The sequence below is a fragment of the Streptomyces sp. YS-3 genome (assembly GCF_045257485.1).
Taxonomy (GTDB): Bacteria; Actinomycetota; Actinomycetes; order Streptomycetales; family Streptomycetaceae; genus Streptomyces.
The window spans coordinates 16945-34911 of sequence record NZ_JBJHPC010000006.1; the positions used below are offsets into that span (position 1 = coordinate 16945).

A 17967-nucleotide genomic window follows, 5' to 3' on the forward strand; every position below is an offset into this window, starting at 1 on the left:
ACTACCTAGATCAGATGCTCTCTTAGACGAGTGTCACGCTGCTTCCCAAAGGCCGGCATTTAGGATGCGGCTTGCCATAAGCGTCTCGCAAGATGGCCTTCAGGGTCCGGAACATGTTCACCTGATTTCCGCGACCGACCCTGTCGGTCTCCAGCTCGCCCAGGAATCGCTCGACGACGATCGGCGTGACCGAGTTGAGCTTTCGCGATCCGAGGCGGGGAACGATGTGCACATTAATCGAGCTGTCGACGTGCTCGCCGGTGGAGTACTCCGTCATCTTGCCCTGTCGGGGTCGCCACTGCTTCGCGTATTCCTCGACCGTCTGCTGGCCCAGCTCGCGGCGAGCCTCGGCGACGGATGGCGCCGTGCTCTTCTTCTCTTTATAGATCTCCATAAGGCGCTCGATCGCGTCATCTTGCGTGTCGTACCCGGCCTCCTCGCGCTGCTTGCCGAGCGCGTCCCTGAAGCGAATCGTGTAGGGGTGCGGGCAGCGGGTGGGCTTGGCGCAGTCGCGTTCCTTGGAGAAGGAGCCCATGCCGCGGGCAAGCTGTCGGGCGACGTGTCGAACCTTCCGAGCGGGAGCGAGGGGCCATGCACAGTCGCTGCGCAGAGGGCGGAAGGTCAGCAAGCGGAGACACGACTGCGACGCATGCTGACCTTTTACTGACCTGAGGGACCGGCATTATGCCCCTGACCTGCGCAGACGTCCAACGAGTCGTATGTCCGGGCAGCGTTCCCCAGGTTTCACCGGACTCATGCTGACCACTCGCCGACTTCTCCGACGCGCCGCCAGGATTGCAGGAGAGCTTCACCGGCCCTCCTGGGTCCGACCGCGACGACTGCACAAGCCTACGCAGCGCCCGAAGGGTGTCCGTGGTCACCGTCACACCGCTGCGGGCGCAAGGTGGTTCTCAGACGAGCTGCCACGTCCGGCCGAGCTGCGCGTCGGTAGGGCGGCCGGGCAGGCCGGCGAGGGCGTGGGCGAGCGTTTCGTACACGGTGAGGGCACCGCTGAGCGGCGCCTGGCTCTTTGCCAGGGACTTCTGCAGGCGGTACAGGTGCGTAAACGCCTGCTTGACGTTCCGTTGCCGGAGCGCTGACTTGATCTGGGCGGCAGCCTGGAGGGTTCCGTTGTCGGCATCACCGGGCGTCTCCTGCGGCGACGCCAGGAGTTCGGTATGGGTGCGCAGGAATCGCTGTGCCGTTTCGGTCTGTTGTGGTTTGAGCGACAGTGTCTCTTGGGGGTCGGCACCGACCAGGACGGCGAGTTCGAGGACATCCGGCGTGAGACCGTCCCCCTTACCCGCGACCGGGCCCACCAGGACGACATCGGGGGCCTGTTGTGGCAGTGGGCCCAGGTGCGGTTCGGCGAGCAGCAGGCGCAGGGCGAGCAGCTCGGACTCGACTGTCGAGGAAGGGGCGACGACGCATAGTTCCGCCTGGCGCGCCGTCGGGTCGACGACGGCCAGGACCGCGGAGGGGCTGACCCGTACGGGGATGCCATGGCCTGCGTGCGACACGGTGCGCCGCTCGCGGTCCCACTGGACCGTGTGGGGGCCCTCGGGGACGAAGGCGGCCACGGCGAACGATCCTGCACCGACGTCCGTGTGCTTGTCGGCCAGACCTAGGGCCATGGCCGTCCGCAGGTACTCCGCCTGGGCCTCGGCCGCGTCCAGCCCGTCGGTGGCGCCGGTCCTGATGGCGCGCCCGCCTCCGGTGACGGGAGGCGACGGCCAGTGCTCCGGTCCCTCCTCCCCGTCGGCCGGGGCCAGCGCGAAGCGGACGGGCAGGCCGACCTCGCGGGCGAAGACCAGGTCGGTTGCGTCGTGCCCGGGGTTGACCAGGACGGCCCCGGTGCCGAACTCCGGGGCAACCCAGCTCGCGGTCCACACCGGCAGCAGGTCGCCGGTCAGCGGATGGCGGCAATAGCGGCCTGTGAAGGCGGACGTGCGCCCGACCGGGAGCCCGGCGCTCAGTGGGTGCCCTCGATGTACGGCCACGGCGCAGCCTGCCGGGGTCGGCGACCAGTCGGTGGTGAAGATCGTCAGCGCGTCCCCGGCCGTCTCGGGGTCTTCGAGGGGAAACGTGAACAGCGCGCCGGGCGTGCGGCGCAGGGCCCTGCGGTGGCGGGATCTCGTCGACTGCGGCCACGCTCCGTCCTGCTCGGAGCCGACGCGCTCACGAGCCGCCGGAGTGGGCAAATAGCGCAGCTCGTCCCCGTCCAACGGCTCGTCAGGGCCGGTCAGTCCAGCCGCGGTGACGATGCGGGCGAGAGCGGCCACCGGATCGGCCGGACCGGTGGTGGCGGGCGTGTGGCCGTCCAGTGCGGCTATCCGGTCGAGGAGTCCGGCCAGGCCCCGGCAGCGCAACGCCGTCAGTGGTGCCCGGGGGTCGGGCAGGGGCAGTACAAGGCGGTTCACGATGCTCTCCGCAGGGGGTCAGGCGCGGTGCGCGGCGATGTGGTCGACCGCGTCGCCGACCGTGGTGAAGGTCTTCACCCGGTCGTCCGCGATCATGACGGCGAAGCGCTCCTCGGCGGCGACGGCGATCTCGAGCATCGACAGGGAGTCGGTGCCCAAGTCGTCGGCGAAGGAGCTTTCTTCGCGGATGTCGCCGACGGGGACGTCGGTGATCTCGCTGATGATCTCGGCGAGCGCGGCGGTGACGTCGGCTCGGGCGATGGTGGGCATGGCGGTGCTTCCTTCGACAGTGGGGAGATGGGCGGGGGGTTGTCACAGGGTGCGGACGAGGCCGCCGTCACAGCGCAGGGCGACTCCGGTCACGTACGACGCCGGGGCGCTGCACAGGAACGCGGCGGCAGCGGCGAACTCGGCGGGGTGGCCGTAGCGGCCGGCGGGGATCGCGGCGACCGATTCGCGTTCCACGTCCGCCACGGTGCGGTGCGTGCGCTCGGCGTTGGCGGCGTCGACGGCCGCGGTGCGGTCGGTTCTGATCCGCCCCGGCAGCAGGAGGTTGACCGTCACGCCGTCCGCGGCGACCTCGGCGGCCAGGGTCTTGAGGTACCCGGCGAGCCCTGCCCGGCCCAGATTGGACAGGGCGAGGTTGGCCAGCGGAGCGGCGACCCCGCTGGAACCCACGGCGAGGATGCGGCCCCAGCCGCGCGCCCGCATGGCCGGAAGGGCCAACGAGATCAGCCGGATGTGCGGCAGCACGGTCGCCTCGATCGCCGCCCCGACGTCCTCGACGGTGACGTCGGCCGCCTGGCCCGGCCGTGGTCCCGGGCCGTTCAGTACGAGGACGTCGGGCGGGCCGAAGGCGTCGACGGTGGCCCGGAAGAGTTCTTCCGGGCCGTGCGGGGCCAGCAGGTCGGTTTCGACGCCGATGGCCTGCGGGAGGCGTGCGGCGATCTCTTGCGCCCTCGCGCCGCGTCGGCCGGTGACGACGGTCTTGGCGCCCTCCGCGGCGAGGGCCGAGGCGATCGCCCCGCCGATGCCCTGTGTGGACGAGCAGACGAGGGCGGTACGGCCCCTGAGTCCGAGATCCATCAGGACACCTCGTCGACCTGCGCGCCCGGCGACAGCCGCGGCTGCGCCGTCCGCTCGACCAGGGTGTTGCCCAGGACGGCCAGCAAGGCCCCGGCGAGCATGACCACCGTGCCGCTCAGCTGCACTCCGGTGAACGACTCATCCAGGAAGACCGTCGAGAAGAACGTGCCGAACACCGGCACCGTGAACATCATGACCGTGGCCGCGGATGGGCTGACGTCGCGCAGCCCGCGGTAGTAGAAGAGGTAGGCGATCGCGGTGGGTCCCACCGCGAGGAAGACGACGTTCGCCCAGGCCGGGCCGGGCACCGAGGACCAGGCCACGTCGTCCGCCGTCGGCGCCGCGAGCACCACAAGTCCCAGCCCGCCGACGGCGGTCCCCCAGGCCGTCGTCCGAAGCGGGGGCAGGCCCGCGAGCAGCGACTTCGACAGGATGCTGTACGCCGCCCAGCAGGCCGCCCCGGCGACGAAGACGAGGTCGCCCAGGAGCCGCTTACCAGAGGTGTCCCCGCCGGCCCCGAGCAGGAAGACCACCGCGCCGGCCAGGCCGATGAGCAGGCCCGCGACACGCGCCCACGACGCCTTCTCACGACGCAGCGCCAGCAGCGTGGCGGTGGTCAGGATGGGGCTCAGCACGGGCACGATGATGCTGCCGTCGAGTGCGGGAGCCAGGGAAAGCCCCCAGAAGAAGAAGAAGTTGTAGGCCGACACGCCGAGCAGGCCGACCAGCCCCGCGCGGACGGCGGCGGAGCGCCCGATGGGGGCGCTCCGGCCGCGCAGCACGGCGGCCAACACGATCAGCAGCACCCCTCCGCCGCCGAACCGGAGCGCTGCGGCCATCTGGTGCGGCATCGCGCCGACGACCTCTTTGGAGCTGGCGAACGCGCTGCCGAACATGACCATCGTCACGAGCAGATTCAGATAGGGAGCCGCGGCGGGGGCCGCCGCAGCCGGACGCGTCACATCGGATGTCATCGCTTCCCCCAGCGTCTAGCGGCCGGCGACCCGGTCCAGGATCTTGTCCCCGTCGGTACCGCGCCGCACGCTTATGATCTTCTTGTGCGGGTCGCTGTCCATGACCAGAGGCAGAACACCCGGCTGCGTACCCTTGTCGGCGAACGGCGACCACAGCGGGCCGTCGTGGAGCGCGCGGAGGTCGGTCAGGCTCAGCCCGCTCAGTCGCTCCAGGCGCGCGGCGAGCCCCTCGTGGGACTCCTTGCCCGCCAGCAACGCGCGGATGCGGTCCTCCTCGGGCAGCAGCTCGGGAAACTCCCCGGCCAGGTAGTCGTGCAGGTTCGCCGCGCGGCCGGCGAAGGGCGAATAGACCATGCAGACCAGCTGCTCGGTGTCGACCCCGAAGGCGTCCTCGGCGTAACGGGTGGCGGCCTCGCGCATCCGCTCGACGCCGGCCTCGGTGCGGTAGCGTCCCGCGATCTCCTCGACGAGATGCTCGGGGAAGTGCTTCTTGCGCATCAGTTCCAGGGCGAAGTCCACGTACTGGGCGATGCCTTCGCCGTAGCTGCGCCCGTAGGCGCGCTCGGTGCGCAGGCCCCGCAGGTGCGCCATGAGTGCCGGGTTGGCGCAGTCGGACTCGGTGAAGTTGAACGCGATCTCGTCGAAGACGAAGCCGAGGAAGTCCGTCAGCAGGCGCCAGTGCGCGCCCGAGGCGTAGCTGGTGTAGTCGTAGATGGAGAAGAACTCCAGCGTCGCGGGGACGTCGGAGGTCACGCCCCGCTCCGCGATCCGCTCGGCGTTGCCGCCGTGGATCTCCTGGAAGTACGCCTGCGCCAGTCCGTCGAGGGTCTCCAGCGTCCCCTGGAACCGCTTCTTGCTGTCGGCGGGCTTCTGCCCCGCGCCGCGGGCCAACTGACGTATCCACAGGGCGTAGTCGCGCTGCTCCTGCGGTGAGTCACCGGTGATGATCAGGTCCACGCCCGCGCCGTGGCGGGCGGCCACACCGAACGAGCTGGCGACGTTCAGGTTGCAGGCGTTGCAGAAGGTGGCCCGGCCGTCGCCGTAGCTGCGGTGGCCGGACATCAGCATGTCGGTCCGGTTGAAGGCCACCAGGCGGTGCGGCATGCTCCGGTCCCGGTCGAAGGGGACCACGCGGTCACGCTCGATCAGCAGCAGCTCCACGTCCGGGTCCTCGTACAGGCCCAGCGCCTGGTAGGTGCGGTCGATGTTGAGCATCACCTGATACGGCATGCCGCCGTGCCGCATGGTGACCACCCGCAGGGTGAAGGTGGCCCCGTGGCGCTCGGCGAGGGCCAGGTGGACCGCACGCACGAACGCCACCGCGTACGCGCTGTCCTTTCCGCCGCCGTAGGCGACCATGACGGTGTTCCGCGTGAGGTCGTCCTTGTGCGGAAGGGCTTCGTGCAGTTCGGTGACGCACTCCTCGATGGCCGGAACGTCCTTCTCCGGCAGTGCGCCCCTGAGGTTCGCCAGCACTGCTGCGCGCATCTGTCCTCCTGGGGGTTCTCGTTGCGGAATCCCCTTGCGGGGCGGTGAATTCGACACCTGGACCGTAGAGCGTGAAGAGGGGGGTTGAGTGGCTCCGGACCCCGCAATGCAACGAAAGGTGTAGGCCGCGCGGCACCTCCCCTCATCCTTGGGCGCATGCCGCCCCGGGGCGGCGCCACCTGATGCAAGGTCGGAACAGATCCGCGGTGACCCAGCGGACCCATTCCCAGCCTTCAGGAGGACGAAGATGCAGGAACACCGCGCCCCGCAGTTCCCGGTACCAAGGGTCGAGATCCTCGATGCGACGCTGCGGGACGGTTCCTACGCAGTGGACTTCCAGCTCGATGAGACATTCGTACGGAAGTTGCTCCGTCAGCTCGAGGCCACACCCATCACCAAGGTGGAAGTCGGACACGGTCTCGGATTCGAGGCGGAGCGGTCCGGGATCAGGGCGAGCAACATCGATCTCCCGCGATGGTGCGAGATCGTCGGAGAGGAGCTGCCCACCACGCCCTGGGGGATGTTCGCCCAGCCCGGTTTCAGCCGGCTCGAGACGCTCACCGACCTGTGCAAGGAAGGCATGTCGTTCGTACGGATCGGTGTGGAGCCCGACAAGGTCCGCAACCACCTCGACTACATCGAGCGAGCCACCGAGATATGCGGCGAGGTCTATCTCAACCTGATGAAGACCAGCAGCACCCCCGCACACGATCTGCCCGAACTCCTGCGCGGCATACCCGATGTGGCCGGTGTCTACGTGGTCGACTCCTGCGGCTCGATGATGCCTGCCGACGTGCGCCGGTACGTGAATGTCGCCAAGGAGATCTGCCCCGTCGTCGGATTCCACGGGCACGACAACCTGGGGATGGCGAACGCGAACAGCATCGCCGCCTACGAAGCGGGCGCGGCCATCGCCGACGGCACGCTCGACGGTATCGGGCGTGGCGCGGGGAACGCGGAGACCGAGTCGCTCGCCGGAATCATGCGCCTCCTCGGCGAGGACCGTTTCGACTACAAGGAACTGGCCCAGCTCGCGCACTTCTGCCGCACCAGTCTCGAACTCCTTCCTGAGGACCGCAATATGCAGGTCCTCGGCGGCGTCATCGGAATCCACTCCGGATTCTTCCCGTTCATCGACCAGCTTTGTGAAGAAAAGTCCGTCGAACCGGCCCCGCTGATGGAGACCGCCGCCGGCCTGGCGCGGTACAGCGCCGAGAAGAGCGATCTGCGGGCCGCCGCGCAGCAGCTGTGCCGCCAGACGGTCGCGGCCTGAAGCGTCACCGACACCATTCGAGAGGAACGCCATGCGATTGGCACGCATCAACACCGAGGACGGCCCACGGACGGTAGTGGCCCACGGTGACCGCTGGATGGAGCTCTCCGCCCTTGAGGCCGCCGCGGGCCGACAGCTGCCGGCACGCCTCGGCGACCTGCTGGGCACCGTGCAGCGGCGGGAACTCGCCGAGCTCATCGAGCGGGCGACGGAGGCCCGGCCGGTCGAGGTCCGCCTGGAGGACGCCGCCACCATTTCCGACACCGGCGACATCTGGGGCGCGGGCCTGAACTACCTGGGCCACTCCCAGGACCTCAGCGCCCAGCAGCCCGTCTCCGGCCCCGGTTCGTACCTGCGGCCGCGGGGCTGCCTCATGGACAACGGCGGAGAGATCGGACTTCCCACCCACAGCAGCCGGGTGACCGCCGAGGCGGAACTCGGGCTCGTCATCGGCACGGAGTGCAAGAACGTGTCCCGCGAGCGGTGGCGGTCGGTGATCGCGGGCGTCACGGCCGTGCTGGACCTGACCGCGGAGGACGTCATCCGCGAGAACCCGCGGTACATCCCGTGGGCGAAGGGCTTCGACACGTTCTGCAGCGTGGGCCCCCAGCTGGTCACGCTCGACGAGTTCGACGACGAGGCGCTGCGGTCGACGCGGGTCTCCACGGTACGCAATGGGCAGATCGTCGCGTCCGCGCCCGTGGCGGAGATGAAGTACGACCTCGCCTACCTGGTCGAGTACTTCACCGCCGGACGCACCCTCACGCCCGGCACCGTCATCTGCACCGGCACCCCGGGGGCGGCCGTGATCGAACCGGGTGACTCGATCAGCGCCGTCGTCGAAGGCGTCGGCACCCTCTCCCACTCGGTGAAGGGCTGAGACCGTGACCGTACAGCACCTCTCCATCAAGGACGCCCTCTTCCAGGCCGTCGAGCACCACCCGGACCGGCCGGCCGTCCAGACAGAGGACGGCACCGTCACCTACCGCGAATTCGGCCGCCGGGTGAGTGAGTTCGCCGAGGAGCTGGCAACGCTGGCGGCACCGGGCGAGTTCATCGGCATCGAGGCCGTGCGTACCCTGGCCTCCGTCATCGCCCTGGCCGCCGCACTGCGCGCAGAGCGCCCGTTCGTCTTCCTCGACCCGCGCGACAGCCCTTCCTCCAACCACGCCAAGGTCTCCTCGCTTGCCGTCGAGTGGATCGCCGAGACCTCCGCGGCGGCGGACTCCCCCGTGCTGGTGCCCACTCCCGTGGGGTGGCGCACCGACGCCGAGGACCGCGCCGAGCCGGTCGGCACGCCGATCGCGCCGACCGAGGACCGGGTCGGCTACGCCATCCACACCTCGGGGTCGACCGGTGAGCCCAAGTGCGTGCTGGTCAGCGCCGACCCGTTGGCCAAGGTGATCGCGGACCACGTCCGCGCCCTGGAACTGGGGCCGGAGTCCCGCACGCTCCAGTTCGCCCGGCTGACTTTCGACGGCTGCCTCACCGAGATCCTGTGGACGCTGACCTCCGGCGCATGCCTGGTGGTGCTGGGCGAGGAACAGCTCAGCCCTGGCACGGTCCTCCGGTCGACGCTGGAGAAGTACCGCATCACCCACCTGAAGACCACCCCGTACGCGCTGACCGCGACGGATCCGACGGCGGCGATGAGCCTGCGGCACGTGCTCAACGGCGGCGGGGCCTGCCGCCCCGCGGTGGTGCGCAAGTGGTCCGAGCGGGCGCACTTCCACAACGCCTACGGGACCACGGAGAGCACCGTCTGCAACCTCCTGAGCGCGCCCCTGGACCCCGACGACTGCACCGGCGGCGTACCCCTGGGCACGGTGGTGGGGGACTGCGGCGTGGAGATCGTCCCGCTGCCCGGCGCGCAGGACGAGCCCGCGACCGGCTTCGGCCCCGCCCGGGGTGAGTTGGTCATCACCGGCCCGAGTGTGGCCATCGGTTACCTCACCACCCGTGGCCTGCGCCGTTTCGCCGACGACGGGGTGCCGGCACAGCGCGTCTATCGCACGGGCGACATCGTCGAGGTCCGCGACGGCCAGTACTACTTCGTCGAACGGCTGGACCGTCAGCTGAAGGTCCGCGGTTACCGGATCGACCCCGGAGAGATCGAAAGCGCGGCCTGCCGGCTGGACACCGTCGTGGAGGCGGCGGTCGACGCCGAGGCGTACGACGGTGACGACAGCTCGGTGGCTGACGCCCTGGTGTGCCACTACCAAGGCGAGGCGACCCCTCGCGCACTGCGTGCGCACCTGGAGGCGGTGCTCGACCCGTACAAGGTCCCCTCGGTGCTGCACCAGGTCGACGCCCTGCCCTACAGCCGCAACGGCAAGGTCGACCGGGACGCCCTGCGCGCGGACCGCAGGCGGGCGAGCGCGGCGGCGCGCGACGCCCGGCCGCGGGAACAGGTCCTCGCCCTGGTGCGGCGCCTGACCGGCGTGGCCGACGCGGGCGCGGAGGACAACTTCTTCGACCTGGGCGGTGACTCGGCCTCCACGGTCATTCTCGTCAACAAGCTGAAGGAGCTCGGCTGGATGGACGCGGGCGTCCGTGACGTCCTCAGGGCCGAGAACCTGAAGGTGCTGATGGACCGCGTGCAGGAAAGGGAGGGCTGAAGGACATGTGTGGTGTGTGCGGGACCTACTCCCCGTCCGGCGTCATCGACCGCGGCCTCACCGCGGCCATGCACGCCCAACTGGTGCACCGCGGACCGGACGAGACGTACTCGCTGAACACGGAGTCGATCTGCGCGAAGCTCGGCCGCCTCGGCTTCACCGGCCTCACCGACGGCTGGCAGCCCGCGGAGGACCGCAGCGGCCGCTACGTCGCCATGACCAACGGCGAGATCTACAACGCCGGTGCGCTGCGGGCCCGGCTGGGGCTCGGCGCGCGGGGCAACGGCGTCGACGTCTGCGTCGTCCCCGAGCTCTTCGCACGGTACGGAGTCGAGGGGCTGCGCCTGATCGACGGGCAGTTCGCCACCGTCGTCCTGGACCGCGCCGAGAACGCCCTCCATCTCGCCCGCGACCGTTTCGGCATCTGCCCGATGTACTACACCGAGGTCGACTCCCAGGTGCACTTCTCCTCGGAGCTCAAGCCCCTGGTGCGGTGTGTCGACCGGGCCCGAAAGGTGGATCTGGGCGCGGTCGACCAGTACCTCTCCCTGGGCAACATCGTCGCCCCGCGCACCCTGGTCGAAGGAGTACGGGCGGTGCCCCCGGGGTGCGCTGTCCGGTTCGACGGCGACGGGAGCCGGACGGTGCGCTACTGGCGCTACGGCGAGTTCACGCAGGCGTCCGAGCCCGTCACCGACGCGGCGTTGCGGGAGGCGCTGCGCGCGTCCGTCCGGGACCGCCTCGAGGCGGATGTGGAGATCGGCGCCTACTTGAGCGGCGGCTTCGACTCAACCGCGATCGTGACGGAGGCGGCGGCCCTCTCGGCGCAGCCGGTGCGCACGTTCTCGGTGGTCTTCGACGACCCGGGCCTCGACGAGGGCCGGTTCCAGCGCGAGGTGGCCCAGGCCGTCGGCAGCAAGCACGAGCAGATCGTGTGCCGCCCCGAGGACATCACCGCCCGGTTCGAGGAGATGGTCCGGCACTGCTGCTACCCCCAGCGCGAAACCTACAACGTCGCCGCGATGATGCTCGCGGGCGGCGTACGGGATGCGGGAATCAAGGGCGTGGTGTCCGGCGAGGGCGCGGACGAGTTGTTCTTCGGCTACGACTCCTACGCGTTCGACGGCCTGGCCCGTTCCCGCCGTACCTCCCGCGCCGAGAACGAACAGGCATGGGGGCGGCCGGACTTCGGGTGGGAGGTCGACTGGGACAAGGTCGCCCGCCGACGGGAAGGCTTCCTGGCGCCCTCGGCGCGCGAGGCCCTGGTGGGCGATGAGTTCTGGCGCTCGCGGCTCATCCCGTTCGCCGACGACGAGGTGCGGCAGCTCTCGCGGATGCAGCTGCGCTCCATCGCCGATGTGTACGTCCAGATGTCCGGCCACCTGCTCGGCGACCACGGGGACGCGATGGTCATGCGCCACTCCGTGGAGGGCCGCTACCCGTTCCTGGCCAACTCCGTCGTCGACCTCGCCCTGAGGGTCGAGGACGCCCGGAAGATGGCCGATTTCGAGGGCAAGGCGTGCCTCAAATCGGCCTACCAGGGCAGAGTGCCGCAGTCCGTCCTGCAACGCGGAAAGCACGGCTTCACCGCCTACGACCTGCAGTCCAGCGCGGACGCCCGCACCTGGAACGACTGGCGGGCTCTGGTCGAGGCCACCGGCCTGTTCGCCGCCGGCTGCCTGGACCGGCCGGCCGAGACCGACAAGTGGGACTTCCGGATCAGCGCGATCAGCATCGCGTTGATCATGGACGAGCTGGGTCTGACCCTGTGACCACGAGGGGACTTCCACCGGTGACCACGGAACATCCCGGCATCCTCGTCCTACCCGGGGCGGGATCCTTTGGCGGGGAGCTCAAACCGCTGCTGGACGAGCTGGGGGCCTGCGCCCGGCTCGCCCGCTATCCCGGCCGGTTCGGCCGTGACTTCGGCAGGGTGACGACGTTTCCCGAGGTGGTCGACGCATGCGCCGACCAGGTGGGGAGCCGGACCGCAGGACGGACAGTCCTGGTCGGCCACAGCTTCGGCGCGTACGTCGCCCATGCCACGGCGGCGGAGCTGGAGCGGCGCGGGACCCTCGTCCACGCGCTGGTGGTCGTCGGTGCCGACGCGCCGCGACTGCTCGCCGTCTCGCCGGACCTGGGCTCGGACCGGTCGGCCGCCGCGGCCTATCTGGAACGCATCGATCCCGGCCTGCTGCCGGACCCGTCCGACGAATGGCGCGATGTCGTCCTGGACACCGCCATGCAGGACCTGCGGCTGCTCGCGCACTACAGCGCCGCCCCGCAGCCGTATCCGCGATGCCCGGTCTTCGCCGCCCGGGGAGAGACCGACCCGCTCACCTCCGACGCGGGCCTGAGGGAATGGTCCGGCGCCACCGCCGGACCCTGCGTCCGGCGCGCCTTCCCCGGCGGCCACTCCGGGCTGCTGACCACCCCCGCGTTCGCCGATTGGCTCCGCGCCGTCGCCGCCCGAGCGTGAGACCAGGTCCCGCTCGAAGAGATTCCCGGAGAGAAAAGAGAGAGGAGCCACGTTCCGTGAACAGGCGCGATGAGCGTCTCCCGGGCACAGGTGGACGACTGGTGGTCGTCGGTGGCGGAGCCTCCGCCACCGCGGTGCTCCACCAGCTCGCACGGCACCCCGACGTCCGGCCCGACGCGGTGACAGTGGTCGACCCACGGCCGGCCGGGTTCGGCCTGGCTTTCGGCACCACCGACCCGCGCCTGCGCTGCAACACCTCCGTCGATGTGACCTCGCTGCACCGGGCCGGTCAGTCCGACCTCCTGCGCTATCTGTCCGGGCGGGGGTGGCCGGTGAGCCGCGCCGACTTCGTCCCGCGGGCGCTGGTGGGCCAGTACTGCCGTGAGCGTTTTGCCCAGATGCGAAGTACGCTGGCGGCCCGCGGATGCGCGCTGCGCCAGGTGACGGCCCGGGTCGAGGCGGTGCGGTCCGCCGTACGGCCTGGGCAGGGCTACCTCGTCACCCTCGACGACGGGAGCACCCTGGACGCCACGGACGTGGTGGTGGCTGTCGGTGGTGACCAGCCACGCGTTCCGGAACAGCTGCGCGACCACGCGGACCACCCCGACCTCCTGCCCGGTCCCTATCCCTCCGCCCGCCTGCGTGCACTGCCCGAGGACGCCAGGCCGTTGGTCCTGGGCACCAAACTGTCCGCGATCGACGCCGCGCTCGTGCTGTGCACGGCACGGCGGCAGATCACTCTCTGCTCCCCCTCGGGCGAGCTCCCCGCCGTCCGCGAGCACCTGTGCCGCCCGGCCCGCCCCACCGGTCTGCTCGCCGGGCTGCGTACGTTGGACCACCGGTCTCCGGATTTCGACCGCGCGCTCACCAAACTCCTGGTCCGGGCCGTGCGCCAGGCGTCCCCGGGCCCCTCGCCAGCCCTGGGAAAGCAGTTCGGCACCGAGCCCGAAGCCCTCCAGCGGCTCGGCACCGAACTGCGGCAGACCGAGGCGGGTGCCAACGCCTGGCAGTCCGTCATCGCCGAACTCATCGAAGCCCTGAACGACTGGACGCAGGGGTGGCCGCACCGCGACCGGGACCGCCTGCTCGCCCGTTTCCGCCCCCTGATTGCCCGCCATATCTCGGCCATCCCCGTCTCCAGCGCCCGAAGCCTGGCGCAGCACGGGCTCGCCGGGCGCCTCACGGTACGGCGGGGGACCCCCGTGCTCGCCCCCGCGCCCGGCGGCGGCTGGCACGCCCGGTGGCATCCCGAGGGGCGGGCCGAGCACTACACCCAGGTGGTCGCGGCGTCCGGCTACCGGCCCCCCGCCGTGTGCACCCACGGGCCCGACCTCCTCGCCTTCGGTACGGCCGCCTGCTCCGCCGACTGTGCTCCGCCGCCGACCGACGCCCACCTGAGGCTCACGCCGCCCGGCGACGGTGGACCGGAGCGGATCTGGATGGTGGGAGCCGCGGGCGGGGCCCGCACCGCCATCGTCAACTACCTATGGACCGCGGCGGCTCAGGCGGAGGTAGTGGCGCGGACACTGGCCGCCGCCTGACCCCTTCAGGCATGCACAGCACCACCCGACCCCCTGCTACGAGAGGCATCCTCGTGTACGTACTCGTCGACCCCGTCTCCACCGGCCGCGAGCTCGCCGCCGCCTTCCGCGAGGAGGGCGCCCGCGTCCTTCACCTCTACGAGGCCGCCCTGCACGCCGAACACGCCCTGGACACCGGCCCCCACACTCACCTGCTGACGCAGAACGGCCCCGGCGCGGTACAGGAGGCGGCCGAGCTGCTGCGCGCCCATCCGGTCGCCGCGGTGATCGCCGCGAGCGAGCGGGGCGTACGGTTCGCCAACGCGCTCGCCCATGTGCTGGAACTCCCGCACCACGAGCACCGATTGGCCGCCGCCCGCCGCGACAAGGAGCTCATGGTGCGCGCCCTGGAGGACGCCGGCGTTCCGGCCGCCCGCACCCGGACCATCGCCTCTGTCGCCGAACTCGACAAGGTGCTCGACGCGTGGGGCACCGCTCCCGGCACACCGCTGGTGATCAAGCCGCGGGACAGTGCGGGCAGCGACGGCTGCACCGTGGTCACCGGCCGCGCCCAGGCACACGCCGCCGTCGAGACCACGCTGCTGCGGTCCAACCTCATGGGAGAGACCAACACCGACCTGCTGGTTCAGGAGTACTTGGCGGGCACCCAGTACATCGTCAACACCGTCAGCATGGCCGGCCGCCACCTGGTCACGGAGGTCTACCGGGAACGCATCGACACCCGCGACGGGGCCCCCGTGCTGCGCCACATCATCTCCCGTCCGGAGCTCGACGAGCGGGAGCGCACACTCACCGACTACGTCCTGCGCTGTCTGGACGCCCTGGGCATCAAGGAAGGCGCCGCCCACACCGAGGTGATGCTCACCGCCGCCGGACCGCGACTGGTCGAGGTCAACTCCCGCGTCATGGGGCCCTCCCTGACCCCCGACCCGTACCACGCCGCCTTCGGCTACAGCCACCAGCACCTGGTCGCCGAACGTTTCCTGAGGCCCAAGGAGTTCGCCCGCCGCTTCGACCTCCCCTACGGCGGGGGCCGCACCCTCGCCAAGATCTTCCTGCGCGGCTTCCGCGACGGGGTGCTCGCCTCCGTGGAGGGTGCGCGCACTCTGCGGCGCCTGCCCGGCTTCCACTCCATCGACCGGCTGCCCGCCACCGGCGCCGCAATCCCCGACCCGACCCTGACGACCGGGGCCGCGGGCATCGCCTACCTGGTCCACGAGGACGAGGACCTGCTGCGCAGCTCGCTGGAGTTCGTCCACCACCTGGAGGACGACGACGCCTTCTACCGGATGGCCGACGCCCCTGCCCTCCCGCACCATGCCCCCGGACCCGAAGGGGCGGTTGCCCGACCGTGCGCGCACACTCCCTCATAGCGTTCTCGGTACTGATGCAGGCCGCCGCCGAGGCATTCCTCTCCGGCCGCATCAGCAGCGGTGACAGCCTTCGCTTCTCCCTGCTTGCCTTCCTCGGCTGCACCCTGCTGTTCTTGACGGCCGGCCGCACAAGCCGCACGAGGGGCCGCGGGTCTGCTGAAATCTCGTCAGGTGTGTGGCGGTCGTTCGCTGTGCTCAACGTGGCCAGCGCGGTGACTTTCCTCGGCCTGTATGTGGCGCTGGTGTGGGTACCGGCGGCATTCGCAGCCAGTCTGATGGCGGGCATCGGCCCCCTGGCCGCGAGCACCCTGGCCCGCCTGTCGGGAGAGACCCGGCCGGCCGCCTCCTGGGTCCGCTCGGTGGGCCTGTTCGTCGCCTCCGTGCTCACCGCGGCAGCCGTGCAGCCCTCTCTGCTGGACACCTCGTCCTGGCAGTCCGGCCCGGCCACGAGCGCCGTCGGCGCCTGCCTCGCGCTGCTCGCGGGGATCGGCGCCACGGTCCTCGCCCGGCTCTCCCGTCGGCTCGGGAAACGGGGAATCGCGCCGTCCGTCGTGATGGCCCACCGCTTCCACCTGACCTATGTGCTCGCCGCCCTGGCCCTGACCAGCGACCAACTCACCGAGCCGCCGCGGCTGGAGTGGGGGGTCACCGCCCTGGTCGCCTTCGGTGGCGTGGTCATCCCGCTCTACGCCCTCCAGATCGGCGCCCAGCGCACCGCGGCCCCGGTCACCATGGCCCTGCTCGCGACCCAACCGGGCCTCGCCTACCTCGTGCAGGGCGCCCTCGGCCATCCCCTGACCGTGCCGGGCACGGTCGCCGTCGCCCTGTTGCTCCTCGTGGCGACCGCCGTGGTCCGCGTCGAACACCGCCTCCCCCGCACCCGAGTGGTCACGGCCCCCGAGCTGCCCAAGGAGGGCGACGGCGCGGCCTCAACCAGGGGTTTATGACAGCGCCTTGCGGTTGTGTCACTGATCCAACGTTGGTTGTAGAAGGCCCCGAAGCGCCGGGGGGCCTTCTACGCTCCCGCCCATGGTTGCTTTCACCCAAATGCCTGACGTTCCCCGCTCGGTCAAACCGTCGAGCACCTACCACACCGTGCGTACGGCCCGCCTGTGCTGGACGGAAGCACGTCCGGCCGTCCAGCTCGCCTTCCTCCTACGGTTCGTGACGGGAGCGGTCTTCGCGGCCCGGGACGACATCGACCTCCTGCGGCTGCTGGCCGGAGCGTCCGCCTGGTCCTGCGCGAGCTTCTTCGCGTACCTGTTCAACGGCGTGATGGATGTGGAGGAGGACCGCCGCAACGGGTCCGACCGCCCCATCGCCCGCGGCGACCTCTCCCTGCGCCGGGCCGCCGCGATCGTGCTCGCGGCGGCGGTGTTCGCCCTGGGGCTGTCCGCCGCGGTCCCCGGACTGGTTGGCTGGGTCTTCGTCTTCCTGGCACTGGGCTGGGCGTACTCCGCACCGCCCCTGGCGGCGAAGCGGGCGAGCCTGCCGTGCGCGCTCGTGGTGTTCGGCCTCGGCTGGACGTCCTATGCGGGTGGCGCGGCCACGGCCGGGAACGGCCTCGATGCCCCCGCTCTCGTTTTCGCCGGCGCCATGGCCGCATGGATGGCTCTGGTCGGTGCCGTGGTGAAGGACTTCAGCGATGCCGAGGGCGACGCGCAGGCCGGGCGGCGCACCCTTGCCGCCACCCGCGGCCCGCTCGTCGCCCGGCGGCTGGCGGTCGCGGGGGCCGCGGTCGTCGGCTTCGGCGCGCCCGCCGCCGCATGGACCTGGACGCCCGCAGTCCTGCCGGGCACCGTCCCGCTGGCCCTCGGCGCCGGATGGGTGATCGTGCGCTGCCTTCGCACGGGGCACACCGAGCACCACACCCGGTACGCGCGGCGCGGCGCCTACCGGGCGTTCATGGTCACGCAGTACGTCGCGAACGTGGTCATGCTCGTGACGCTCCTGGCCGCCCGGTGACTCAGGGTCATCCCCGCTCCGCGCCCTTCAGCACGGCGTCCATACGGGATGTCGCCCCGAGCTTGTTGAAGATGTTGTGGAGGTGCCGCTTCACGGTCCCCTCGCTGATCTCCAGCTTGCGGGCGATCTGCCGGTTGGTGAGAGCGCAGGCCACCGCGTCGAGGACCTGCCGCTCCCGCGTGGTCAGTTCGTCCGGGCAGTCGGTGCTCCCCTCCCCCGCCGGCCCGGCAGCCGTGCGCGGCTGCGGCTCGCGGAGGCGGGCATCGGCGGACGGGAGGATGCGATCGCGCGTCTCGTCGTATCCCTGGGTTCCGGCGTAGAGCCGCACCGACGTCGCAGCCCTGAACGCCGCGTTCGCCTTCTGCCAGATCACCACCCGCTGCTGCGGCGGCGCGGACATCGAGGCGAGCTGCACGGCGGGCTGAACGGCCGACCACAGCACCTCGGTGGCGCGCACCGACTCCGCCACGGGAATCCTCTGCAGGGCCCGGTTCGCGCCGAGCAGCCTGGTGTACTCCTCCGCCTCCGCGGTCTCGGGCAGGCATCCGTTCTCCAGGGCGGCGATGCAGTCCTCCATGATTGCCACCGCTTGACGCCGGCACGACCGCCACAGCTCGGGCCGCTCGGCCAGCACACTCCCCACACGTTGAAGGCCGGCCTGATAGCTCTCCAGCACCTCAGGTATGGCGGCCCGCAACGCCTGCGCGGCCCTCCGGTGACCGCCGTCCGCCGCGGCTCTCCCTCGGACAG

The 17967-nt window shown here is 70.8% G+C and carries 16 protein-coding genes; 9 read left to right on the forward strand and 7 right to left on the reverse strand.

The window, feature by feature from the left end:
* Positions 1–22: 22 nt before the first annotated feature.
* From ACJA3G_RS01335 to ACJA3G_RS01360, 6 genes are all read right to left on the reverse strand, one after another.
* Positions 23–535 (reverse strand): hypothetical protein, encoded by a 513-nt coding sequence (locus ACJA3G_RS01335; RefSeq protein WP_406550967.1) that lies wholly within the window; start codon positions 533–535, stop codon positions 23–25.
* Positions 536–911: 376 nt separating this feature from the next.
* Complete coding sequence (locus tag ACJA3G_RS01340; RefSeq protein WP_406550968.1) at positions 912–2420, reverse strand: hypothetical protein; 1509 nt, start codon at positions 2418–2420, stop codon at positions 912–914.
* 18 nt (positions 2421–2438) lie between these two features.
* Positions 2439–2690, reverse strand: a complete 252-nt coding sequence (locus tag ACJA3G_RS01345; protein WP_406550969.1) for an acyl carrier protein — start codon at positions 2688–2690, stop codon at positions 2439–2441.
* Between the two features lie 42 nt (positions 2691–2732).
* Positions 2733–3506, reverse strand: coding sequence for an SDR family oxidoreductase (locus tag ACJA3G_RS01350; RefSeq protein WP_406550970.1), 774 nt, complete (start codon positions 3504–3506; stop codon positions 2733–2735).
* Positions 3506–4480, reverse strand: a complete 975-nt coding sequence (locus ACJA3G_RS01355) for a DMT family transporter (protein ID WP_406550971.1) — start codon at positions 4478–4480, stop codon at positions 3506–3508. The genes ACJA3G_RS01350 and ACJA3G_RS01355 overlap by 1 nt, the downstream gene beginning before the upstream one ends.
* 15 nt (positions 4481–4495) lie before the next feature.
* On the reverse strand, positions 4496–5968 hold the full coding sequence (locus ACJA3G_RS01360; protein ID WP_406550972.1) for a PqqD family protein: 1473 nt from the start codon (positions 5966–5968) through the stop codon (positions 4496–4498).
* A 247-nt stretch (positions 5969–6215) separates the two neighbouring features.
* On the opposite strand from ACJA3G_RS01360, the gene ACJA3G_RS01365 reads away from it, so the two are divergent.
* The 9 genes from ACJA3G_RS01365 to ACJA3G_RS01405 all read left to right on the forward strand — a co-directional run bounded on the left by ACJA3G_RS01365 (position 6216) and on the right by ACJA3G_RS01405 (position 17217).
* Complete coding sequence (locus ACJA3G_RS01365) at positions 6216–7241, forward strand: hypothetical protein (protein ID WP_406550973.1); 1026 nt, start codon at positions 6216–6218, stop codon at positions 7239–7241.
* A 31-nt stretch (positions 7242–7272) separates the two neighbouring features.
* Positions 7273–8121, forward strand: a complete 849-nt coding sequence (locus ACJA3G_RS01370; RefSeq protein ID WP_406550974.1) for a fumarylacetoacetate hydrolase family protein — start codon at positions 7273–7275, stop codon at positions 8119–8121.
* Positions 8122–8125: 4 nt separating this feature from the next.
* Positions 8126–9859 (forward strand): non-ribosomal peptide synthetase, encoded by a 1734-nt coding sequence (locus ACJA3G_RS01375; RefSeq protein ID WP_406550975.1) that lies wholly within the window; start codon positions 8126–8128, stop codon positions 9857–9859.
* A 5-nt stretch (positions 9860–9864) separates the two neighbouring features.
* On the forward strand, positions 9865–11631 hold the full coding sequence (gene asnB / locus ACJA3G_RS01380; protein ID WP_406550976.1) for an asparagine synthase (glutamine-hydrolyzing): 1767 nt from the start codon (positions 9865–9867) through the stop codon (positions 11629–11631).
* Between the two features lie 20 nt (positions 11632–11651).
* Positions 11652–12338: a thioesterase II family protein gene (locus ACJA3G_RS01385; protein WP_406550977.1), complete on the forward strand. Its 687-nt coding sequence runs from the start codon at positions 11652–11654 to the stop codon at positions 12336–12338.
* A gap of 56 nt (positions 12339–12394) precedes the next feature.
* Positions 12395–13879: an FAD/NAD(P)-binding protein gene (locus tag ACJA3G_RS01390; RefSeq protein ID WP_406550978.1), complete on the forward strand. Its 1485-nt coding sequence runs from the start codon at positions 12395–12397 to the stop codon at positions 13877–13879.
* An 11-nt stretch (positions 13880–13890) separates the two neighbouring features.
* A complete protein-coding gene (locus ACJA3G_RS01395; RefSeq protein ID WP_406550979.1) occupies positions 13891–15252 on the forward strand; it encodes an ATP-grasp domain-containing protein in 1362 nt (453 codons plus the stop codon).
* Positions 15231–16199, forward strand: a complete 969-nt coding sequence (locus tag ACJA3G_RS01400) for a hypothetical protein (RefSeq protein ID WP_406550980.1) — start codon at positions 15231–15233, stop codon at positions 16197–16199. Before ACJA3G_RS01395 ends, ACJA3G_RS01400 begins: the two co-directional genes overlap by 22 nt.
* A gap of 100 nt (positions 16200–16299) precedes the next feature.
* The gene (locus ACJA3G_RS01405) at positions 16300–17217 is read left to right on the forward strand and encodes a UbiA family prenyltransferase (protein WP_406550981.1); all 918 of its coding nucleotides are present in this window, start codon (positions 16300–16302) and stop codon (positions 17215–17217) included.
* Positions 17218–17224: 7 nt separating this feature from the next.
* Here the strand turns inward: ACJA3G_RS01405 and ACJA3G_RS01410 are convergent, their stop codons facing one another.
* On the reverse strand, positions 17225–17794 hold the full coding sequence (locus tag ACJA3G_RS01410) for a LuxR C-terminal-related transcriptional regulator (RefSeq protein ID WP_406550982.1): 570 nt from the start codon (positions 17792–17794) through the stop codon (positions 17225–17227).
* Positions 17795–17967: the final 173 nt, after the last annotated feature.